Raw genomic sequence first — 21685 nt, 5'->3', positions numbered from 1 at the left:
CATGGCCGACTATTCCATGGGTGCTGGGTTCCCGCCATGGATTGATGCGGAGCGCCCATTCTGCCCCACCGAATAATCCACCCCCGGGACTGCATTGCAATCTGCAATTATAAGCGCTTACACTGATTGTCGTGAGTGCGAGATTACCCCTAGTCCATGCCCTTTCCCGTGCAGTTGCAGCCCCAAGTCAACACCCTGGCGATCTCGCCTGCATGAGGTTGTAAGACATAGCCTGCGAGCACTACTTGGAACCACATATTGACCACTGTGTCTGAAGAAGGAAAGGGCTGAGGCCGTGTTAGATGGGTAAGCTCCACCGTGCCACCATCCAGGATGTCGCCATGCTGTCCGGATTGTCGATCTGCACGGTTTCACGGGCGCTGAGGGGGCTCCCCAACGTGTCCGAAACATCCCAAACAAAGGTCGCTGATGCAGCGGTAAAGCTCGGGTACGTGGCCTCGTCCGCGGCCTCCCGCCTGGCTGGCGGGAACACCGGCTCCATCGCCATCATCGCCCCCACCACCACCGCCTGGTTCTTTGCCCATGCCGTGGAATCGGCGGAGGAGGTGTTTGCCGCCAGCGGACACGACACCATGATCATCAGCCTGCGCAACAGCCCGGCCGTGCATCAACGCCTCTTTGGGGACCTTGCGGCCTTGGCGCAGAAGGTGGACGGCGTGCTGTTGCTCAATATTGAGTTATCGGATGCGGAAATCGAGGCCCTGGCCGCATCGAACCTGGCCGTGGTCAGTGTGGGCATGCACAATGTCCCTTGGGACAACGTGGGCATCGACAATGTCGCGGCAGCCCGCGCAGCCACCGAACACCTCCTGGACCTGGGCCATTGGGACCTGGCCATTCTGTCCGATCGGGATAAAGGCAGCCGTTCGGTGCTGACCGCCACCGAACGGCGGCACGGCTTTGAATTGGCACTTGCCGACAATCACCTCATGGTGGACCCGGACTTGATGGTTGACGCCGGATCCAGCATTGAGCGCGGGCAGCAGGCCATGAATGAACTCATTGAGAACCGCCGCCTTCCGAGCGCCATTTTTGCCGGCTGCGACGAAACCGCGTTCGGCGCCATGACGGCGCTGCGCGAGCATGGTCTCTCAGCACCAAAGCACGTTTCAATCATCGGGCTGGACGAACACCCCATGAGCAAGTTCATGGGGCTGAGCACTGTGCAGCAGCCCGTTGCCGATCAAGGCGCCTTTGCGGCGAACCTGCTCGAGGAACGGCTGCAAAACCCTGATGCCAACTTTGAACCGGCAAATCACCTGCTGCCCACCACCTTGCTCACCCGCAAGAGCACCCGGCGCAAGCGGTGAATCAGCCCCAAGCCACCCCCCACGCGTCTGAAAGGACACACCGTGCACGTAAATTCACCGCGCGACCCCTGGTGCGGCGCCAAGGCAGTTCTTTTTGACCTGGACGGGGTGCTGACACCCACCGCCGAAGTCCACGAAACCGCATGGAAGGAACTGTTTGACGGCTATTTGGCCCAGATTGGCTCCACGGCGCACTACAGCGGCGGTGACTACTTTGAACACATTGACGGCAAACCCCGTTTTGACGGGGTCCGTGATTTCCTTGCCTCACGCAGCATTACGCTGCCTGAGGGCGGGCTGGCCGATGACCCGTCGCTGGATACCGTCCACGGCTTGGGTAACCGGAAAAACAAGGTGTTCAACCACATCGTCGCCTCCCGCGGCGTGGTCCCCTACCCGGGGTCTGTGCGCTTCATCGCCGAAGCCGAGGCACGCGGCCTGATCCTCGCCGTCGTCTCTTCCTCCAGGAATGCCCCGGCAGTGCTCAAGGCGGCCGGGTTGGAGAAGCATTTCGCCATCGTGGTCGATGGGGTGGTGGCCAACGCCAAGCACCTGCCGGGCAAGCCCCACCACGCAACCTACAGCTATGCCGCTGGGCTGCTGGGATTGCCCGCCAATACGTGCATCGTGGTGGAGGACGCCGTCTCGGGTGTGCAGGCCGGGGCGGCTGGCGACTTCCATTCGGTCATCGGCGTCAACCGCGGAGCCGGCGCCCAAACCCTGCTCGACGCCGGAGCCAGCTATGTGGTGGATGACCTCGCCGACTTGTTGTGACACTCCACTCCTGAGCAAGGCCGCACCGGCGGCTCCGTCCCGCCACGGTTGCCGCAGCACCACCTTTCTACCGGATGCTCATATCCGCCACCTCTAGAACCAAGGATCGCCAACCGTTATGGCACTGATTTCATCAGATCGAACCCGTTTCCCCGCTGACCCGTGGAAGCTGCTGGAAACAATGCACGCCCCCGGACAGGTGGGTGCCTTGGAGACCAACTTCAGCATTGGCAATGGTCATCTGGGCATCCGCGGCGCACATTTCGCGCCCGCGGACACCGAACTGCCCGGAACGTTCATCAACGGCTTCCACGAAACCTGGGAGATCAAGCACGCCGAAAATGCGTTTGGTTTTGCCCGCACAGGCCAACGCATCCTCTATGTGCCGGACGCCAACAACTTCACCGTGGTCATTGACGGGGAGGAACTCACCCTGGACGGTTCCACTGTTCAGGCGTACCGGCGTACAGTGGACTTCGCCACCGGCATCTACACCACGGTTGTCACCTGGGCATGCCGCTCCGGCGCCGTGGTCACCACCACGGAGCGGCGGGCCGTGGGCTTTGCGGTGCGCAGCAACCTGGGGCTGACTCTGTCCCTGAGCAGCGACCGGGACATCACCGCAAACATCACCTCCACCTTGGTGAACCGGCAGGACCAGCCCGTGGAAGACCAGACCATCTCGGACCCGCGCCGCTCGGGCCGCCATGCCGGCCGGGTTTTGCTGCCGCTGGAATTGGACGGTGCCGACGGTTCCCTGCGCATGTCCTGGCAAACTGCCGAATCGCACCAAAGGGTGGGGGTCGCCGTCGACCATGTCCTTTCCACGCAGGAGCCGCCCGCGGAGACAGCGGTGGACCAGGACCTCAGCACCGTCCGGTACCTGGTGGCCGTCCCCGCCGGGGAGACGCTCACGCTGGAGAAATCAGTGAGCTACGCGGTGGCGGATAAGGGTGCCGACACGGATGTGCGTGCCGTGGCTGCCGCCGAGCTGCGCCCCGTGCCGGAGATTTTTGCCGACAGCACCGCCCACTACGCCCAGTACTGGGCCACGAGCGACATCGTGGTGGGCGCAATGCCGGAACTGCAGCAGGCGGTGCGGTGGAATCTGTTCCAGCTTGCCGCCGCGACGGCCCGTGCGGATGTGGCGGGCATCCCGGCCAAGGGGGTCTCCGGTTCCGGCTACGAGGGGCACTACTTCTGGGACCAGGAAATCTACCTGCTTCCCTACCTGACGTACAACAATCCGGCAGCGGCCCGTGCAGTCCTGCAGTTCCGGCACGATCTGTTGCCGCTGGCTAAGGAGCGGGCCGCGGAGCTGAGTGTTGACGGCGCCCTGTTCCCCTGGCGGACCATCAACGGGCTGGAGTCCAGCGCGTACTATGCCGCGGGCACGGCGCAGTTCCACATTGCCGCAGCCGTGGCTTTTGCAGCCAACCGGTACGCGTGGGCCAGCGCCGATGCCGACTTCCGCGACCACCAGGGCGCTGACCTGCTCGTGGAGACGGCACGCATGTGGGTGTCGCTGGGCTTCTTTGGCGCCGATGGCTCCTTCCACATTCACGGCGTGACAGGCCCGGACGAGTACACGGCCGTGGTCAACGACAACCTTTACACGAACGTCATGGCCCGCTTCAATCTGCGTGCAGCCGCAGCCTGCCCACATCCCGGGGTCACCGACGAGGAGCGGACCGTGTGGCGCGAGGCTGCCGACCGCATGCACCTGCCCTTTTCCCGGGAGTTCAACATCTACTCCCAGGACAATGACTTCATGACGCTGGAGGCGTGGGACTGGGACACTCCACGCGAGAAGTACCCGCTGCTGCTGCACTTCCACCCCCTAGTCATCTACCGCCACCAGGTGCTCAAGCAGGCGGACACGGTGCTGGCGATGTTCCTGCAGTGGCAGGATTTCACGGCAGAGGAGAAGCGCCGCGCCTTTGATTTCTACGACCCCATCACCACCGGCGACTCCACCCTGTCGGCCTGCGTGCAGGGCATTATGGCCGCCGAGGTGGGCCACCCGGTGCAGGCCATGGCCCACTTCACAGAAGCCTTGTTCATTGACCTGGACAACTCGCACAACAACACGATCGACGGCGTCCACATCGCCTCCACCGGCGGCATCTGGAGCTCGCTCGTGTCTGGTTTTGCCGGCATGCGCGACCAAGGCCTCATGCTCAACTTCGACCCCCGCCTGCCCGCCGATTGGGACAGCCTGGACTTCAAACTGAAGATCCGCGGCGGACTGTTGGGCGTCTCACTCACCCATGCCGGAATCACGTTCACGTACGACGCCGGCACGCCCCTCCAGCTGAAGGTCAGGGACACTGTGGTGTCCGTCGAGGCCGGAGCCCCGGTCACGGTTCCCTTGGCAGAGATGCCCAGCCTGGTTTCCCTGCGCGGGTAAGGGTGGTGCCGCAATTCGCCCGTGACTGTGCAGATCACGCCCTCAAAATCGATTCATGGGGGCGTGATCTGCGCAGTCGCCGCATGGTTCGGCGCGGCAGCGGCGCATTTGGCAAATTCGCCGCCATCGCTGGGGCCCGCGGCGAGAGGGTTCCCGAAAAAGTGACCATTGCTGCGAGAGGGTTGATGGAAAACGCCCCATTGCTGCGCGAGCGTTGACGAAAGGGTTCTATGCTGGTGCCATGACGACGACGTCCGCTTCCTCCGTTTCGACACCTGCCTTAGCTGCAGCCCCTGCCTCGCCGGCCGAACTCGCCGCTGCGCTGGCCTCAACCGGATATTTGGCCGACGACGGGCTGGCCACGGTGGGCTACCTTGCCCTGGCCATGGCACGCCCCCTGCTGCTGGAGGGCGAGCCCGGCACCGGGAAGACGTCGATGGCGGAGGCGATGGCGGAAGCGTTCAAGCTCCCGCTGATCCGGTTGCAGTGCTACGAGGGGATCGACGCCTCTCAGGCCCTGTATGACTGGGACTTTACGGCCCAGATCCTGCACCTGCGCAGTGTGGAGGCCGGCGGCGGAAATCTGAGTGCCGCGGCGCTGGAAAACTCCCTGTATGACGAGCGTTTTCTGCTGGCCCGGCCCGTCCTGAAGGCCCTCCAGCAAAGCCCCGCCGTGCTGCTGATCGATGAGATTGACCGCGCCGATGACGAATTTGAGGCGTTCCTGTTGGAGGTGCTCTCCACCTACCAGGTTTCCATCCCGGAGTTTGGCACCGTGACGGCCGCGACCCCGCCCATTGTGGTGTTGACCTCCAACCGGACCCGGGATCTGCACGACGCCCTCAAGCGCCGCTGCCTGTACCACTGGATCGACCACCCCGGGCTGGCCCGTGAGGTGGAGATTGTGCGCACCCGGCTTCCCGAGGTGCCGGCACTGTTGGCCGAGCAGGTGGTCCGGGCCGTCCAGCAAATCCGCGCCACCGAGGACGTCATGAAGCCACCGGGCGTTGCGGAGACTCTGGATTGGGCGCGGGCACTGCACCTGTTGGGTAGCCCGGAGCTGGACCTGGCCTCTGCGGCGGCGAGCATTGGTGCGCTGTGCAAGTACCGTGAAGACACCGCGCGTGTCTCCTCCGCGCTGGCCCGGATGCTGGGCTGAGCCATGGCGACGGTTCAGGCGCAGGCGGCGGCCGCCGCAGCCGCGCACCCTGCCGAGGAAATCCTGCTGGCGTTCGCCGCTGCCGTTCGGGCAGCTGGGGTCAAGGTGACCGCCGACCGTTCACGCAGCTTCATTGACGCCGTGTCGCGGCTGGGCATGGAAAGCAGGAACGACGTTTTTTGGGCTGGCCGGGCCACCCTGTGCGCCGCGCCCGAGGACCTGGACAGCTACCAGCGAACCTTTGAGGCCTGGTTTGCCCCGGGCCACAGGGCCACGACGGCGCAGGATCAGCAGGCCACCACCGTCAAGGCTGCCGCCTTGGACGACGGCGCCACCGGTCAGGACGGTGACGGGGAAGCGCTGCGGGCCTTGGCCAGCCGGCGCGAACTGCTGCGCCACCGCGACGTGGCCACCCTGGACCCCAGCGAGCGCGCCCTGCTGAACCGCGTGTTCGGCGAGTTGCCGGTGGCCCTGCCCAGCCGCCAGACCCGGCGCCGGCGCCTTGACCGCCGCGGTGACATCGACAGGGTCCGCACCTTGCGCCAGCAGTTGCGCCGTGGCGGCGAGCCCGGTCCGCTCAAGCGCGCGAAGGCACCCCGCAAGCCGCGACGCATTGTGTGGCTGATTGATGTTTCCGGCTCCATGGCACCCTACGCCGACAGCCTGCTGCGGCTGGCCCACCGCGTGGTGGCGGCCGCCCCGCACCACGTTGAGGTGTTCACCCTGGGCACCCGCCTCACCCGGGTCACCGCGGCGCTCAAACTGAAAGACGCCGATGAGGCCCTCGCCCTGGCGGGGCGCACCGTGCCCGACTGGTCCGGCGGCACCCGGCTGGGCGAGGCCCTGCGGGCGTTCAACGACAGGTGGGGGCAGCGCGCGGTGGCGAGGTCCGCCGTCGTAGTGGTGGCAAGTGACGGCTGGGAACGCGGGGACCCGGCCTTGTTGGGCCGGCAGGTGGAGCGCCTGCAGCACGTGGCCCGGCGCATCATCTGGGCCAATCCGCACCGGGGCAAAGCAGGCTACGAACCCGTGCAGCAGGGAATCATGGCTGTCCGCCCGCACGTTGATGACTTTGTGCCAGGCCACTCATTGGCGAGTTTCGAGGAGTTGTTGGGTGTGATGGGCAATGCGTGAAGTGTTGAAGGATTTAGTGGACGCCGTGGAAGCCGGGCAGACGGTGGGCCTGGGCACTGTGGTGCGCACCTTCCGGTCGGCCCCGCGGCCAGCCGGCGCCTCCATGATGGTCGACGCCGATGGCCGGGCGGTGGGATCGGTCTCGGGCGGTTGTGTGGAGGGCGCCCTGTACCAGCTCGCCACGGACGTGGTTGCCCACGGCTCCCCCGTGCTGCAGCGCTACGGCATCAGTGACGACGACGCCTTTGAGGTGGGCCTGACGTGCGGGGGCATCATTGACGTCTTCGTGGAGGCTGTCTCACGGCAGACGTTTCCGCAGCTGCCGGGGATGGCCGCCGACGTAGCTGCCGGGAACCCCGTGGCCATTGCCACAGTCATTGAGCACCCGGACCCGGCGTGGCTGGGCCGGCACCTGGTGATCCGCCCCGACGGTTTTGAGGGCACATTGGGCAGCGCCCGGGCGGATGCGGCGGTGAGCGATGACGCCCTGGGCCTGCTGGCGGCCGGGCGCAACACCACGCTCATGTACGGCCCGGACGGGGAGCGGCGCGGCGACGGGATGCGCTTGTTTGTGGCCAGCTTTGCCCCGCAGCCGCGCATGCTGGTGTTTGGCGCCATTGACTTTGCCGCGGCCGTGGCCAGGCAGGGCAGTTTCCTGGGCTACCGGGTGACGGTGTGCGATGCCCGGGCCGTGTTTGCCACCAAAGCCCGGTTCCCGGTGGCTGACGAGGTGGTGGTGGAATGGCCGCACAGGTATCTCAGGGAACAGATCGACGCCGGGTTGGTGGATCCGCGGACCGTGATCTGCGTGCTGACCCACGACCCCAAGTTTGATGTGCCGCTGCTGGAGGTGGCGCTGCGCCAGGACGTTGCCTACGTGGGGGCCATGGGCTCGCGAAGCACACACCAGGACCGCATGGACCGGCTGCGTGAGGCGGGGTTGACCGACGTCGAGCTTTCTGGGCTTTCCAGCCCCATCGGACTGGATCTGGGTTCGCGTACGCCGGAGGAAACGGCCGTGTCCATTGCCGCGGAAATCATTTCGCTGCGCTGGGGCGGGCAGGGCGGGCGGCTGAGTCATCTGGCGGAGCGAATCCACCACGTACCGCTCGCTGATGCCGCCCACGAAGAAACACCGGGGATCAGTTAGCACAGGATCAGCTACAAAGTGCCCTAACTTTCTGGCCCCGCGTCATGTAACGTAGTTCACATCACGGGCTGGAGTCGGGCTGCCGCTTGATCTCCACAGGAATAAGGAGATCTCAATGGCGAGTTCCACATCCATCACCGTCGACGTTGACGGCGTCACCTACACGGACAGCGTTGAACCAAGACTTTTGCTAGTCCAGTACCTGCGCGAACGGCTGGGCAAGACGGGCACCCTGATTGGTTGCGACACCACCAACTGTGGGGCCTGCACAGTCCACCTCGACGGCGTGAGCGTGAAATCGTGCACCATGTTTGCCGTGCAGGCGGACGGGCATCAGGTCACCACCATTGAGGGCATGGCGCAGGACGGCAAGCTCGCCCCGCTGCAGGAGGCGTTCCACCAGTGCCATGCGCTGCAGTGTGGCTTCTGCACCCCCGGCATGATCATGCAGTCTGCGTCGCTGTTGAAGGAGAACCCGCACCCCACCGAAACGGAAATCCGGGAGGGCCTGGAGGGGAACCTGTGCCGGTGCACCGGCTACCAAAACATTGTGGCGGCCGTCAAGAGCGTGGCCGACGGCGTGGAGTACGGCGATTCAGGGGTTTCCGTGGCGGACGGCTTGAGGGCTGACTCAACAAGCAGCTCAACAAGCAGCTCAGCAACGGCGGGTGTGTCATGACCGCCACCGCCGATACCGGCCGCGCAGAGGTGGGCAAGGCCCGGCTCCGCAAGGAGGACGCCCGCCTGATCACCGGCCGCTCCCGGTACACAGACAACATGGTGCTCCCGGGCATGGCGCACCTGGCCATGGTCCGCAGTCCCTACGCGCACGCCATAATAACGGCAATTGACGTCTCGGCGGCCAAGGCCTCCCCCGGCGTCTTTGAGGTGCTGACGGGTGCGGACATTGCCGCTGAACAAGGCAGCCTGCCCAACGCCTGGCCCGTCACACCGGATCAGAAAGCGCCCGCCCACCCGGCCATCGCTGTCGACGAGGTGGCTTTTGCCGGTGAGATCGTCGCCGTGGTGATTGCCCGCAGCGCGGCAGCCGCGCGCGACGCCGTCGAACTCGTCGATGTGGACTATGACGAACTGCCCGTGGTCATGGACCTCGAGGAGGCCTTCACGGACAAAGTCCTGGCGCACACCTCGTTGGAATCCAACAAATCGGCTACGTGGGTGTTCGATTCGGCCGAGGCCGGCACCGGCACCTCCGTCGCCGACGCGCTGGCCACTGCGGAGGTGCTGATTGAGCGCACCTTCTACCAACAGCGCCTCATCCCGGCCTTCATGGAACCGCGTTCCATGGTGGTTGACCCCACGGGAGAGCAGCTCACCCTGTGGAGCGCCACACAGATTCCGCACATCCTGCGCCTGATGCTGGCGTTGACGCTGGGCATCCCGGAAAGCAAGCTTCGGGTCATTGCCCCGGATGTGGGTGGCGGTTTTGGCGGCAAACTGCAGGTCACACCGGAGGAGGTCATCACGGTGGTGGCGGCCCGGCGCATGGGCAAGCCCTGCAAATACACCGAGACCCGCAGTGAATCCCTGCAGGTGGCGCACCATGGGCGCGCGCAGGTGCAGCGACTCAAGCTCTCCGCCACCAGGGAGGGTATTGTCACGGGCTTGGACGTGAACCTGATCGCGGACATGGGGGCCTACCTGGGGCTCGTCACCTCCGGCGTCCCGGTCCTTGGCGCGTTCATGTTCAACTCCATCTACAAGTTCCCGGCGTACCGGTTTGAGTGCAACAACGTCTTCACCAACAAGGCCTGGACCGACGCCTACCGGGGGGCGGGACGGCCGGAGGCAACGTTCGCCATCGAGCGGATGATGGATGAGCTAGCCGCAGAGCTCAACATGGAACCGCTGGAACTGCGGGAAAAGAACTGGATCAAGCACTCCGAGTTCCCGTTCAGCACCGTGGCCGGGTTGGAGTACGACACCGGCAACTACGAGGCCGCCACGGCCAAGGCTGTGGAGCTCTTTGACTATGCGGGGCTGCGGGCCGAGCAAAAGCGACGCCGGGACAGCAATGATCCCGTCCAGCTCGGCATCGGCATCTCCACGTTCACGGAAATGTGCGGGTTGGCGCCGTCGCGGGTGCTGGGTGCTTTGAGCTACGCGGCCGGCGGCTGGGAACACGCCCAGGTTCGGGTGCTGCCCACAGGTCTGGTGGAGGTGGTGACCGGTTCTTCCGCCCACGGGCAGGGCCACGAAACAGCGTGGAGCCAGTTGGTTGCGGACAGGCTCGGGGTGCCGTTTGAGAACATCGAGGTGCTGCACGGTGACACGCAGGTCTCCCAACGCGGCCTGGACACCTACGGCTCCCGCTCCCTGACAGTGGGCGGCATGGCGGTGCTGGCGGCGGCGGACAAGGTCATTGAGAAGGCCAAGGTGATCGCCGCACACATGATGGAGGCCAGCGAGGAAGATCTCGAGTTCGCCAACGGCTCCTTCACCGTCCGGGGCACCGAACAGTCCACGGCACTGGGCGAGATTGCCTTTGCTGCGTTCTCAGCCCACAACATGCCCGACGGCGTGGAGCCCAATCTGGATTCCGACGCCACCTTTGACCCGGTGAACTTCTCCTTCCCGCACGGCACCCACCTGGCGGCCATGGAGGTCGACACCGAAACCGGGCAGGTTACGGTCCGCAAGTATGTGTGCGTGGATGACATCGGCGTCGTCGTCAATCCTATGATCGTGGAGGGGCAGGTGCACGGCGGCCTGGCCCAGGGCATCGCGCAGGCGCTCTTTGAGGAGGCGGTCTATGACGACGCCGGGACGCTCGTCTCGGGATCGTTTGTGGACTATTTGGTCCCCAGTGCCCCGGATCTGCCGCACTACATCACCGCCCGGACGGAAACCCCCGCCACCAGCAACCAGCTGGGCGCCAAGGGCGTGGGCGAGGCAGGCACCATCGCCTCCACCCCCGCCATCGTCAATGGGGTGCTGGACGCCATCCGGCACCTGGGCGTGAAGGACGTCAAGATGCCGTGCACACCCTCGCGTGTATGGCATGCCCTGCAGGAAGCCAAGACAACCGGAGGAACACAATGATTCCGAGCGCCTTTGATTACGCCGCACCCGCAACGCTCGAGGAGGCGATGGGCCTGCTGGCCGCCGCCGATTCTGCCGGAGATGATGTGAAACTGCTGGCCGGGGGCCAAAGCCTGATCCCCGTCATGAAGCTGAGGCTGGCCGACCCGTCCATGATCATCGACCTGGGCAGAATCCCTGGCCTCTCCGGCATCACTGACAGCGGCGCATTCCTCACCATAGGTGCCATGACCCCGCACCACGTCATAGCCACCGATCCCCTGCTGGCCACCCACGTGCCGCTGCTTTCGCATGCGGCCGCCACGGTGGCCGACCCCCAGGTCAGGCACCGCGGCACCTTTGGGGGTGCACTGGTCCACGCCGATCCGGCAGGCGACATGCCGGCGCCCGTGCTGGCCACGGGGGCAACCTTCATGGTGACAGGTCCTGGCGGCGAACGGTCTGTTGACGCCGCCGACTTTTTCGAAGGCTACTTCACCACTGCCGTGGAGGAGGGTGAGATCCTCACCAGCATCCGCGTGCCCAAGTACACCGGCTGGTGCGCCCACTACGAAAAGTTCACCCGGGTGGCCCAGCAGTGGTCCATCGTGGCCGTGGCCGCCATGGTCAGGGTTGAGGGTGGAGTCATTGCCGAGGCCCGGCTGGGCCTGACCAACATGGCCAGCACACCCCTGCGGGCCGCGGCAACGGAACAGGCGCTTGCAGGGTGCGCCCTGACGGAGCAGGCCATTGCAGCCGCCTGTGCGCACGCCGCCGAGGGCACCGATCCCGCCAGCGACCTCAATGGCGACGCCGACTACCGGCGCCACCTGATCCAAATCATTGCCAAGCGGGCCGTCATGTCCGCGGCAGGCCTGCGGCCACCGGCGGGCACTGTGCGGGCGGGGGCCTAGGGTTTCCATGGAACTCAAACACCACTTCACTGTCCCCAGTTCCCTGGCCGACACCTGGCACTCCTTCAACCAGCTGGAGGAGATTGCCCCGTGTTTTCCCGGTGCCACGTTGACGTCCGTCGAGGGCGACTCCTTTACCGGGACCGTCAAGATCAAGCTGGGACCCATTGCCATGTTGTACGCCGGGACGGGTGAATTCGTGTCCCGCGACGAGTCCACCCACACAGTGGTGATCCAGGCCACGGGCAAGGACAAGCGCGGCAACGGGACCGCAGGGGCAACCGTGACGGCGGTGCTTGCGGCTGACGGTGACGGCACCACGGTGGATGTGTCCACGGACATGAACGTCACCGGCAAGCCGGCCCAGTTTGGCCGCGGCGTCATCCAGGACATTTCGGATAAGTTGCTGGAACAGTTTGTCCAGTGCGTCATCGACAAGGCCGGTGCGGTGGCCGAACCGGTGGAGACCCCGGCAGCCCCGTCCCCCGCCGCCGCACAGGCCCCGGCTCCCCCTACACCTACACCGGCGTCCGCGCCGGAACTGGACCTGGGATCTGCCGTGCTGCCGGTGCTGGCGAGGCGGTTCGGCCCGGCGGTTCTGGGTGCTGCTGCCGTGCTGGCCGTCATCATCTGTCTCTGCCGCCGGAAGGGGAAAGGAAACCGCCGCTGACCCTCCGCCGCTGCCTCGTGAACGTACAGTTGATGCCGATGTTGAGCCGCAACATCGGCATCAACTGTACGTTCGGCGGGCGGGATTGGTGGACGGGCCGTGCACCCGCCCCCGGCACTGGCGTAGGGTTGGCGGAACACGCACATTCTAGGCACGGGACACTCACCAAAGCGCATGGCGACTAACGAATCAACTTCACTGTTCACCTCCCTGGGCCGGTTGGCCCCGCACATCAGACCCATCATGTGGCGCCTCATTTTTGGCCTACTCACGGCCTTGGCGGCCAGTGTGGTGGCCCTGGCGATCCCGCAGGTTTACCGGGTCCTGGTCAACACGGCGCTGGCCCCCGGCAGCGGGACGGGCGCGCTGTGGGTGGGGACCGGTGCAGTCCTGGTCCTGGGGCTCCTGGAGGCCTGGCTCATGGTGCTGCGCCGGCAATTTGTGATCGTCCCGGCCACCACTGTGGAAACAAAAATGCGCACCGGATTTTACCGGCACCTGCAGCAACTCTCGGTGGAATTCCACGACCGTTGGGGCTCCGGCCAACTCCTCAGCCGTGCCATGAGCGACCTGAACTTCATGCGCCGCTGGATGGCTTTCGGAGCCATCATGCTGGTGGTGACGGCGCTGACCGTGGCCCTGGGCGTGGCACTGATGTTCAGCATGAGCTGGGAGCTGGGCCTGATCTTCCTCGCCGCAGCGGTGCCGATCGTCATCTTCGGCTACACGTTTCGCCGCTCGTACGGGCGCGCCAGCCGCAGGAGCCAGGACCAGGCCGGCGACCTCGCCACAGTGGTGGAGGAATCCGTCCATGGTATCCGGGTGCTCAAGGCGTTTGGCCGCGGCCGGGAAGCGCTCGACTCCTTCTCCGGCCAGGCCCAGGAACTCCAGGCCACCGAAATTCACAAGGCCAAATCCCTTGCTAAATTCTCGCTGGTGGTCACGCTGTTGCCCGAGCTTGCCTTGGCCGCCGGCTTGGTGGTCGGCATAGTTTTGGTGTCCGCCGGGAGGCTCGACGTCGGCACGCTCGTGGCGTTTTTTGCCACGGCCGCCGTGGTGGCTGGCCCGGTGGAATCGGTGGGACCTCTGCTGTCCATGACGCTTGCCGCCAAGACGGCACTGGACAGGCATTTTGAGGTCATGGATGCCGTCAGCACCATCACCGACCCGGAAAACCCTGTCAGTTTGGGTCAGGTGCACGGTGCGCTGGAGTTTCGTGACGTCCACTTCCGCTTCCCCGACACGCCTGCGGATGCACCCGGTTTACTCAATGGTGTGAACCTGCAGCTGCGGGCCGGGGAGACCATGGCGTTGGTGGGTGTCACCGGAAGCGGCAAGAGTACCCTGCTGAACCTGGTGCCGCGCCTGTTCGATGTCACCTCCGGCGCCGTGCTGCTCGACGGCACCGACATCCGCCAACTGCGGCTGGCGGAACTGCGCACCCATGTTTCCGTGGCGTTCGAGGACACCACCTTGTTTTCCAATTCGGTCCGCGAGAATGTTCTGCTGGGTGCAGCGGATCACCCCGGACTCTCCCCGGAGCAGATCCTGGAACAAGCCTTGGATGTGGCCCAGGCTGGTTTCGCCTACACGCTCCCCCACGGCGTGGACACGCTCATTGGTGAGGAAGGCCTGAGTCTGTCCGGCGGCCAGCGCCAACGCATTGCCCTGGCCCGCGCCATCGCTGCCAGGCCCGCCGTGCTAATTCTGGATGACCCCCTGTCGGCTTTGGATGTGAACACCGAGGAACGAGTATCCCAGCGGTTGGGTGACGTGCTGGAGCGAACCACCACGTTGATAGTGGCCCACCGCCCCTCAACTGTCGCCATGGCCCACCGAGTAGCGCTGCTCCAAGACGGACGCATCACGGCGGTGGGTACCCACGCAGAACTACTGGCAGGCAACGACCATTATCGGCATGTGCTGGCCAGTCTTGATGCGGAACCCCGGGATCTGGACACCGGCCTGGATGAAGAATTGGCCGATGACCAGGGCACCACAGCATGAGTCGCGGCAAGAAGGGAACGCATGCTCCGGCGTCGAACACGCCAAGCGAAGAACGAAACGCCAACACGGCGCAGGGCACTGCCGGCGAAGACCGGGTGGATCTCAGCCGGGAGGACAGCCGGGCTGTGCGGCGCCGTTCGGTGCGGCTGCTGCGTGTCCTGCTGCGTCCGGTCCGGCTCAGGTTCGCCATCACTGTGGGGTTGGTGGTGCTCTCGCAGGCAGCAAAGGTGGCCGGGCCGCTGCTCATCGCGTATGGGATCGACGCGGCGCTGCCTGCGCAAAGTGACGGCGACTGGCTGCCGCTGGCGTTGACGGGCGGCGGCTATGTGGTGGCGGCCTTGGCGGCCTCGCTGCTAACCTCGGCCTATCTGACAGCAACGGCGCGGCTGAGTCAGGCCATGTTGCTGGATCTGCGTATCCAGGTGTTCCGGCACACCCAGCGGCTCAGCATGGATTTCCACGAGAACTACACGTCGGGGCGCATCATCTCCCGGCAAACCTCGGACTTGGAGGCGTTGCGAGAACTGCTGGATTCGGGCATCTCCTCCCTCGCCTCGGGACTGGTGTTCATGGCGCTCACGGCCGTTTCCATCTTCACCCTTGACTGGGTCACGGGGCTGCTGGTGTTGGCCTCAGCCATCCCCATGTTCGCCCTCTCGCGGTGGTACCAGAAGCGTTCACAGGCCGCCTACAGATCCTCCCGGGTGGTGTCGGCCGGGCTCATTGTGCACTTCATCGAGACCATGACGGGCATCCGCGCGGTGAAGGCTTTCCGCCGCGAGAAGGACAACGCCGCTCGGTATGACGAGCTCGCCGAGGACTACCGCCAGGTCACCGTCCGCTCCATCAACCTCAATGGTGTGTTCCAGCCGGGGCTGGTGCTGATCGGCAATGTGGCGGTGGCGGCCGTGCTCCTCGCGGGGGGCTTCCGCGTGTTGGACGGCGCCTTGGAGGTGGGCGCCCTGCTGGCCCTGCTCCTGGCCACCAAGCGTTTCTTCCAGCCGTTGGGCCAGATGGCCATGTTCTACAACTCCTTCCAGTCGGCTCAGGCAGCCCTGGAAAAGGTGTCCGGATTGCTCGAGGAGGTCCCGTCCGTCCGGCCACCGCGCAACCCGGTCCCGTTGTCTGCAGCCCGCGGCGAGATCCGCTTCACCAATGCCGAGTTTGGCTATGGCAGCGGCCCGGTGATCCTGCCTCGCATGGATCTGCACATCCCGGCCGGCCAAACGGTGGCCGTGGTGGGCGCAACGGGTGCCGGAAAGTCCACTTTGGCCAAGCTGCTGGCCCGTTTCTATGACGTCACCGCCGGTTCCTTGACGCTCGACGGCGTGGACTTGCGCCGGCTTTCCACCACGGATCTGCGCCGGGCAGTTGTCATGGTGACGCAGGAGGCGTTCCTGTTCAGTGGCACCGTGGCGGACAACATTGCCCTGGGCAGGCCCTCGGCAACGCGTGCGGAGGTTGAAGCCGCCGCCCGCGATGTGGGCGCCGACGAGTTCATTCGGGCACTTCCGGAGGGTTACGACACCGATGTGAACAAGCGCGGCGGCCGCGTGTCAGCCGGGCAGCGGCAGCTGATCTCCTTTGCCCGTGCTTTTCTGGCCAATCCTGCCGTGCTCATCCTGGACGAGGCCACCTCGTCCCTGGACATCCCTTCCGAACGCCTGGTGCAGGAGGGCCTACTCAGGCTGCTCAGCACCAACGCAACAAATCAGTCCGGTGGCCCAACGAGCGGGCGCGTGGCCGGGCGTACGGCTCTGGTCATTGCACACCGCCTATCCACGGTGGCCAGTGCTGACAGGGTCCTGGTGGTACACGAGGGCCGCATAGTGGAAGACGGCTCCCCCGCCGAACTGCTGGCCGCCGGCGGTCGCTTCGCCGATCTGCATGGCGCCTGGCAGGACTCCCTCATCTAAGCAGCGCCCTCCGCCCCGCCTGCCGAACGTACAGTTGATGCCGATGTGCCACAACAACATCGGCATCAACTGTACGTTCGGCAGGCGGGGCGGGGTTAGAGGAGGGCGCCGAGGCGGCGGACGCCCTCCTGGATTTGGGCTATGGAGGCCGCACTGTAGGACAGGCGGGCGTAAGGGGCCGGGGGCTCGTCAACGAAGTAGTGCTTTCCGTCGCCGATGAACACACCCACGCCCTGGGCCGCAGCCGTCAGCACACTGGTGTTGACGCCGTCGGGCAATTTAACCCACAGGTGGATGCCTCCGGAGGGCACATCCACCACCCGGGCGCCGGGCAGCGAGGCGTGAACTTCGTTGACCATGGCGTCGCGGCGCTCGCGCAGGCCCGTGCGCAGGCGTTTGATATGACGCGGCCACGCAGAGGACGTCAGAAGTCCCAAAGAGATTTCCTGGGCCAGCGCCGGCACACACATGTCATCGGCAATGCGCGCAGTGCGCAGGCGTTCCCCGGCAGGGCCGCGGGCGGCCAGGGCGCCCACGCGCAGCCCGGGGGCCGCCGGTTTGCTCAGGGTGGCAATGGTGACAACATGGCCGTCCGGGTCCTGGGTGAACAGCGGCGGCGGGGCGTGCCCCTCCAGCGTCAGTTGCCTGGCCCAGTCGTCCTCGATGATGAAGGCACCATACTTTTTGGCCAGGGCCAGGACCTCGACTCGCCGTTCCGCGCTGAGCACAGCCCCCGTGGGGTTGGCGTAGCACGGCTGCAGATAGATCAGCTTTGCGCGGGTGCGCTCCAGTGCGTCGGCCAGTTGGTCCGGGCGGATGCCGTGGGCGTCGGCCGTCACTGCGGCAATGCCCAGCCCGGCGGCCTGGGCGGCGATGATGGCCCCCGGGTAGCTGGGGCTTTCGGTGATGAGCGTTGATCCGGGATCGGCCAGGGTGCGCATGGCAAACACCAGCGACTGCTGGCCCCCGGGCATGATGAGCACCTCGCCGGGTTCGGCGTTGAGTTCCGCCGCGAAAACGCCCCGCAGCTCCGGCAGGCCCATGGGCGGAGCCATGGTCCAGGCACGGTGGCTCTTTGCACAGCGGGACCCAATGGTCCGCAGTTCATCGAAGGGCTGCAGCTCGGGTGAGAGATAGCCCCAGGAAAGCTGGACGTCGTCCGCCGTTGCATACCCGCCCGTGCGGCCCGTGCGGTTTGGATCCACCCTGGAGCGCCCCAGCGTTGAGGACTGCCAGGCGTAGTCGGGCTCCTGCGCATCATTGCTGGGTGAGTCTCGACCGGCAACATAGGTGCCGCGTCCGGGTTCGGCCCGCACAATGCCCAGGGCGGTCAGGGAGGTGATCGCCTGGGTGATGGTCACAGGACTCGCACTGTAGCTCTTCGACAATGCCCGGACGGATGGGAATTTCTCCCCCACAGCCATGGCGCTGGCTTGCAGCTGCAATAGGGCGGCAATTTCGGATGCTCTGTTATCACTTGGCACACCGTTATTAGATAGCGTTACCAACTTTTCGTCAATATTGTTACTCCCAGTTGCCAGTCAATGCTATGGTAGCGTGCACATCATAGGACTGGGGGACGGAACCATGGAACGCAACAAGCGAACACTTCTGATTAACTGCCTGGCCGGAATTCTGGCGGCCGGCATCACGCTGCTCTTCATGAGCCTCGGAGGCACCAGGGATATCTTCATGGTGGTGGTTCCGCTGACCGTGCTGCTTGTCTGTGTTGCGGCATCGATTGGAAGGTATCGAGCCCTTCCCAAGAACCCCCGAACCCGGTAGTGCCCCGGGGAGGGAAGCAAGGCCCTCCTCGGGCGCGCCTTATCCGGCGTCGTGGTCCGTTTCCAGAATCCGCACCAGACGCTCCAATGCTTCATCGGCACCAAGACCCTCGGCGCGCAGGACCACCACGTCGCCGTGGGCAGCGCCCAGGCTCATGAGGGACAAGATGCTGGCGGCGTCCGCCGGCTCACCGTCCAGAGAGATCGTGATCTCCAGGTCAAACTCAGCGGCGGCTTCGGCGAAGAGGGCCGCCGGGCGGGCATGCAGGCCAACTCGGCTGGCGATGGTGGCGGTGCGTTCGATCATTGTTGCTCCTTGGTTGATGGGATTGCGGGCACAGAAAGGGATTTAGAGGCCCAGCTCAGCCAGAATGGGCAGCCCGGCACGCACGGCCGCACGGGCGGTAATGGCGGATGGCGCCGCCAGGGCGGTGACAGCCAATTGCTGGGCCTGGGCCAACGTGACCGTCGCCAGTACGGCGGAGACTGCGGCCAGCGCGCGGGCACTCATGGAAAGGCTCCCCACTCCCAGTCCCACGAGAACGACGGCGAGGGCCGGATCAGCCGCTGCCTCACCACAGACACCCACAGGCTTGGGCAGCCCGGTGGACGCACCGGCGAGGGCTGCGCCGTCGGCCGTCAGTTTCACCAGTTGCAGGACAGCGGGCTGCCAGGGATCGTTCAGTGTGGCCAAGGCGCCCAGCTGCCTGTCCGCGGCCATGGCGTATTGCGTGAGGTCGTTGGTCCCCAGCGAGGCGAAACTGACCTGCTGCAAAACTGCGGCCGCCGTCAGCGCTGCCGACGGGACCTCCACCATGACTCCCGGGGTCCTGAGCCCGGCCGCTGCGCACAGGGAGGCGAAGTGTACCGCCTCGTCAGGCGTTGAAACCATGGGCGCCATGACCCACACCTCTGATTCGTGGGCAGCCTCGGCAGCAGCAATGGCGGTCAGCTGACGCTTTAGGACACCCGGGCTGGTGAGATCTGTGCGGTATCCACGGACACCCAGCGCGGGATTGGGTTCGTCCGCATTGCTCAGGAACGGCAGTGGCTTGTCCGCTCCGGCGTCGAGCGTCCTGATCACCACCTTCTTGCCAGGGAAGGCGGCGAGGACGGCGCCATAGGCCGCGATTTGTTCGGCTACGGGTGGTTCCTCATCCCGGTTCAGGAAGCAGAATTCTGTGCGCAGCAAACCCACACCCTCGGCTCCTGCGAGTGCCGCCTTGAGCGCATCCGCACCTGTTCCCACGTTGGCCAACAGCGGGACCCGGAACCCGTCTGCCAAGGTGTTGTTCCCGCCAAAGGTGGGCAGGGCGGAGGACTGGCTTACCCATGCGGCAGCGGCCAGTTGATGCTCCGCGCCGGGCCCCACAGTGATGGAACCAGCCGCGCCGTCCACATAGACCTCTGTGCCGTCGGCAATCGCATCAACACCCGCAGCCGCCACCACGGCGGGCAGTCCCAGCGCCCGGGCCAGGATGGCTGTGTGTGACTGCGGACCGCCGCCGGAGGTGACGAGGGCAATGATCTTGGCCGGGTCCAGTGTGGCGGTGTCCGCCGGGGCGAGGTCCTCGGCAACCAGAATGAACGGGGCATCTGAAACGGGGATGCCGGGGGCGGACAGCCCACGCAACTCCGAGACGATCCGCGCCCGGACGTCCAAAACATCCGTGGCACGCTCAGCCATGTAGCCACCCAAGGCCTTAAGTTTTTCGGCCACCTGGCTCCCGGCCTCCCAGACGGCACGTTCGGCTGACCTGGCCCCACCTGGAGTTTGTTGTGCCAGGAGCTTGATGGCTGACTTGACCAGCATGGGGTCCACGGCCATGAGCGCCGTTGCCTCCAGAACGTCCCTGGCTTCGCTGGCGGCCCCGGCGGCCCGGGTTCGCAACTCAACCGCAACGGCGTTGGCTGCATCCTTGATGCGCTGACCCTGAGCTTCAACGCTCACACCACTGGGTGCGGGATCATGTGCGGCGGGTTCCTGCACGGGCTTGGGCATCTGGCGCACAGGCCCCAGCACCCGGCCGGGCGCCACCCCCACGCCCGAGAATTGCAGCGGCAGCTTCACTGGTGCCAGGACCTCAGCGTTCATTTTTTCTCCTTGATGAGTGCCAAACCGCACGCATTTGGCCAATAAAAAAGGACCCGAACACCCAGCGAAAAACGCTCAGTGCTCGAATCCTGCCCGGATGCCCGGTTACATATTCTGATTCCAGTGTGCGTTCAAAATGTGATCCGCGTCAAATCCAGGCACGCCCTACCGGTGCCACATACCCGGCGGGGCACGGGTAGACTCCCTGATCATGAACGCCACCTCCAAAACTGCCACAAGAACCATCCACGCGGTCTTCCTCGATGTTGACGGCACCTATGCAGACTTCGGGGTTGTCCCGGAGGCCCATGTGCAGGCAGTCCGGGCAGCACGGGCGGCCGGCCACAAGGTGCTGATCAGCACTGGGCGCCCGTTGCCGATGCTGCCGCCGAGCATTCTCGGCGCAGGTTTTGACGGCGTAATTGCCAGCGCCGGCGCCTACGTTGAGGTGGCGGGCGAGGTGCTGGTGGATAAACATTTCCCTGCTGATCTGGCTTCCCGGGCCTTGGCCGCCCTTGACGAGCACGACGCCGTCTACATCCTCGAAGCCCAGGACGCCCTCTATGTCCCACCGGCTGCCGTGGCACGGCTGCGTGCGCACGTAGAAGCGCACTTTGCCAGCGCCCCGGGCGGCCGGCCCACCGGATCGTCGGCAATCCTGGCTGGATTGACAACGCTCACCCAGGGCAACAGTGTCAGCTTCGCGAAGATCTCGGTGTTTGAATCGCCGGTACCCATGGACCAGCTCGTGGCAGAAATTGGCGGCGGGATCGACGTCGTGGGAAATTCCATTGCGGCCGAAGGCCCCCACGCCGGAGAGCTATTCCAACGTGGCATCAGCAAGGCCGACGGCGTGGCCGCGGCCATTGCGCAGCTAGGCGTTGCCCGTGCGGACACCATAGCGTTTGGTGATGGTCAAAATGACGTGGAAATGATCGCCTACGCCGGCATTGGTGTGGCCATTGAGGGCTCCAGCCCTGAACTGCTGGCCCTGGCTGACCGGGTTGCCGCCCCGCCGCACCTGCACGGAATTGCCACGGCATTTGCCGAGCTGGGACTCCTCTGAAGCCGATGCACGGCTGAACCCGGCGCCCCGCTTTGACCATGCGCACGCTGGGGGTGCTGGCCTTGCGCCACAGTCACAGCTGCGCAAGGCCAGCACCGGACGGTGCGCATAAGCAAAACCGCCGAAAATTGTCAAGCTGTGTTGAGTCACTTGGCTAGTTTTTGTGGTGTTTTTGGTTTGGGCAGGTTGATTCCGACGTGCTTGGCTGGGGCTGGTGTTGTTGGTGGCCGGCG

At 65.3% G+C, this 21685-nt stretch carries 17 protein-coding genes; 14 read left to right on the top strand and 3 right to left on the bottom strand.

Annotated features, from left to right (window positions below):
• The first annotated feature begins 302 nt into the window (after positions 1-302).
• From ACX80Q_RS16600 to ACX80Q_RS16545, 12 genes are all read left to right on the top strand, one after another.
• Positions 303-1331 (top strand): LacI family DNA-binding transcriptional regulator, encoded by a 1029-nt coding sequence (locus ACX80Q_RS16600; RefSeq protein WP_459331643.1) that lies wholly within the window; start codon positions 303-305, stop codon positions 1329-1331.
• Between the two features lie 42 nt (positions 1332-1373).
• On the top strand, positions 1374-2105 hold the full coding sequence (locus tag ACX80Q_RS16595) for an HAD family hydrolase (RefSeq protein WP_459331642.1): 732 nt from the start codon (positions 1374-1376) through the stop codon (positions 2103-2105).
• 118 nt (positions 2106-2223) lie between these two features.
• A complete protein-coding gene (locus ACX80Q_RS16590) occupies positions 2224-4515 on the top strand; it encodes a glycoside hydrolase family 65 protein (RefSeq protein ID WP_459331641.1) in 2292 nt (763 codons plus the stop codon).
• A gap of 241 nt (positions 4516-4756) precedes the next feature.
• Entirely contained in the window at positions 4757-5674 is a 918-nt protein-coding gene (locus ACX80Q_RS16585; RefSeq protein ID WP_459331640.1) for an AAA family ATPase, read from the top strand.
• Positions 5675-5677: 3 nt separating this feature from the next.
• On the top strand, positions 5678-6808 hold the full coding sequence (locus tag ACX80Q_RS16580) for a vWA domain-containing protein (RefSeq protein WP_459331639.1): 1131 nt from the start codon (positions 5678-5680) through the stop codon (positions 6806-6808).
• Complete coding sequence (locus ACX80Q_RS16575; RefSeq protein ID WP_459331638.1) at positions 6801-7958, top strand: XdhC family protein; 1158 nt, start codon at positions 6801-6803, stop codon at positions 7956-7958. The genes ACX80Q_RS16580 and ACX80Q_RS16575 overlap by 8 nt, the downstream gene beginning before the upstream one ends.
• Before the next feature lie 115 nt (positions 7959-8073).
• The gene (locus tag ACX80Q_RS16570; RefSeq protein WP_459331637.1) at positions 8074-8637 is read left to right on the top strand and encodes a (2Fe-2S)-binding protein; all 564 of its coding nucleotides are present in this window, start codon (positions 8074-8076) and stop codon (positions 8635-8637) included.
• Positions 8634-11021: a xanthine dehydrogenase family protein molybdopterin-binding subunit gene (locus ACX80Q_RS16565; protein WP_459331636.1), complete on the top strand. Its 2388-nt coding sequence runs from the start codon at positions 8634-8636 to the stop codon at positions 11019-11021. The genes ACX80Q_RS16570 and ACX80Q_RS16565 overlap by 4 nt, the downstream gene beginning before the upstream one ends.
• The gene (locus ACX80Q_RS16560) at positions 11018-11914 is read left to right on the top strand and encodes an FAD binding domain-containing protein (protein WP_459331635.1); all 897 of its coding nucleotides are present in this window, start codon (positions 11018-11020) and stop codon (positions 11912-11914) included. Before ACX80Q_RS16565 ends, ACX80Q_RS16560 begins: the two co-directional genes overlap by 4 nt.
• A 7-nt stretch (positions 11915-11921) precedes the next feature.
• The gene (locus ACX80Q_RS16555; protein ID WP_459331634.1) at positions 11922-12584 is read left to right on the top strand and encodes an SRPBCC family protein; all 663 of its coding nucleotides are present in this window, start codon (positions 11922-11924) and stop codon (positions 12582-12584) included.
• Positions 12585-12758: 174 nt separating this feature from the next.
• Positions 12759-14591, top strand: a complete 1833-nt coding sequence (locus ACX80Q_RS16550; protein WP_459331633.1) for an ABC transporter ATP-binding protein — start codon at positions 12759-12761, stop codon at positions 14589-14591.
• Entirely contained in the window at positions 14588-16507 is a 1920-nt protein-coding gene (locus ACX80Q_RS16545; RefSeq protein ID WP_459331632.1) for an ABC transporter ATP-binding protein, read from the top strand. Before ACX80Q_RS16550 ends, ACX80Q_RS16545 begins: the two co-directional genes overlap by 4 nt.
• 95 nt (positions 16508-16602) lie before the next feature.
• Here ACX80Q_RS16545 and ACX80Q_RS16540 read toward each other — a convergent pair whose 3' ends face one another.
• A complete protein-coding gene (locus ACX80Q_RS16540) occupies positions 16603-17991 on the bottom strand; it encodes an aminotransferase-like domain-containing protein (protein ID WP_459331631.1) in 1389 nt (462 codons plus the stop codon).
• A 73-nt stretch (positions 17992-18064) separates the two neighbouring features.
• Here ACX80Q_RS16540 and ACX80Q_RS16535 point away from each other — a divergent pair, with 73 nt between their 5' ends.
• The gene (locus ACX80Q_RS16535; protein WP_459331630.1) at positions 18065-18292 is read left to right on the top strand and encodes a hypothetical protein; all 228 of its coding nucleotides are present in this window, start codon (positions 18065-18067) and stop codon (positions 18290-18292) included.
• Positions 18293-18331: 39 nt separating this feature from the next.
• On the opposite strand, the gene ACX80Q_RS16530 is transcribed toward ACX80Q_RS16535, so the two are convergent.
• Both ACX80Q_RS16530 and ACX80Q_RS16525 read right to left on the bottom strand, forming a co-directional pair.
• Positions 18332-18598, bottom strand: a complete 267-nt coding sequence (locus ACX80Q_RS16530) for an HPr family phosphocarrier protein (RefSeq protein ID WP_459331629.1) — start codon at positions 18596-18598, stop codon at positions 18332-18334.
• 42 nt (positions 18599-18640) lie between these two features.
• The gene (locus ACX80Q_RS16525) at positions 18641-20386 is read right to left on the bottom strand and encodes a phosphoenolpyruvate--protein phosphotransferase (RefSeq protein ID WP_459331628.1); all 1746 of its coding nucleotides are present in this window, start codon (positions 20384-20386) and stop codon (positions 18641-18643) included.
• A 211-nt stretch (positions 20387-20597) separates the two neighbouring features.
• Between ACX80Q_RS16525 and ACX80Q_RS16520 the strand changes: the two genes are divergently transcribed.
• Positions 20598-21452: an HAD-IIB family hydrolase gene (locus tag ACX80Q_RS16520; protein WP_459331627.1), complete on the top strand. Its 855-nt coding sequence runs from the start codon at positions 20598-20600 to the stop codon at positions 21450-21452.
• The last annotated feature ends 233 nt before the right edge of the window (positions 21453-21685 follow it).

It is taken from the genome of Arthrobacter sp. HLT1-20, assembly GCF_054510895.1.
The sequence above is the reverse complement of the archived record's forward strand: the minus strand, read 5'-3'. Positions and strand labels throughout refer to the sequence as shown.

Excerpts from the sequence above, each read along its gene's own strand:
- ACX80Q_RS16600 (WP_459331643.1), top strand. The coding sequence starts at position 303 with ATGGGTAAGCTCCACCGTGCCACCATCCAGGATGTCGCCATGCTGTCC.
- ACX80Q_RS16530 (WP_459331629.1), bottom strand. The coding sequence starts at position 18,598 with ATGATCGAACGCACCGCCACCATCGCCAGCCGAGTTGGCCTGCATGCC.
- ACX80Q_RS16525 (WP_459331628.1), bottom strand. The coding sequence starts at position 20,386 with ATGAACGCTGAGGTCCTGGCACCAGTGAAGCTGCCGCTGCAATTCTCG.
- ACX80Q_RS16570 (WP_459331637.1), top strand. The coding sequence starts at position 8,074 with ATGGCGAGTTCCACATCCATCACCGTCGACGTTGACGGCGTCACCTAC.
- ACX80Q_RS16565 (WP_459331636.1), top strand. The coding sequence starts at position 8,634 with ATGACCGCCACCGCCGATACCGGCCGCGCAGAGGTGGGCAAGGCCCGG.
- ACX80Q_RS16590 (WP_459331641.1), top strand. The coding sequence starts at position 2,224 with ATGGCACTGATTTCATCAGATCGAACCCGTTTCCCCGCTGACCCGTGG.
- ACX80Q_RS16560 (WP_459331635.1), top strand. The coding sequence starts at position 11,018 with ATGATTCCGAGCGCCTTTGATTACGCCGCACCCGCAACGCTCGAGGAG.
- ACX80Q_RS16580 (WP_459331639.1), top strand. The coding sequence starts at position 5,678 with ATGGCGACGGTTCAGGCGCAGGCGGCGGCCGCCGCAGCCGCGCACCCT.
- ACX80Q_RS16545 (WP_459331632.1), top strand. The coding sequence starts at position 14,588 with ATGAGTCGCGGCAAGAAGGGAACGCATGCTCCGGCGTCGAACACGCCA.
- ACX80Q_RS16555 (WP_459331634.1), top strand. The coding sequence starts at position 11,922 with ATGGAACTCAAACACCACTTCACTGTCCCCAGTTCCCTGGCCGACACC.
- ACX80Q_RS16550 (WP_459331633.1), top strand. The coding sequence starts at position 12,759 with ATGGCGACTAACGAATCAACTTCACTGTTCACCTCCCTGGGCCGGTTG.
- ACX80Q_RS16520 (WP_459331627.1), top strand. The coding sequence starts at position 20,598 with ATGAACGCCACCTCCAAAACTGCCACAAGAACCATCCACGCGGTCTTC.
- ACX80Q_RS16575 (WP_459331638.1), top strand. The coding sequence starts at position 6,801 with ATGCGTGAAGTGTTGAAGGATTTAGTGGACGCCGTGGAAGCCGGGCAG.
- ACX80Q_RS16585 (WP_459331640.1), top strand. The coding sequence starts at position 4,757 with ATGACGACGACGTCCGCTTCCTCCGTTTCGACACCTGCCTTAGCTGCA.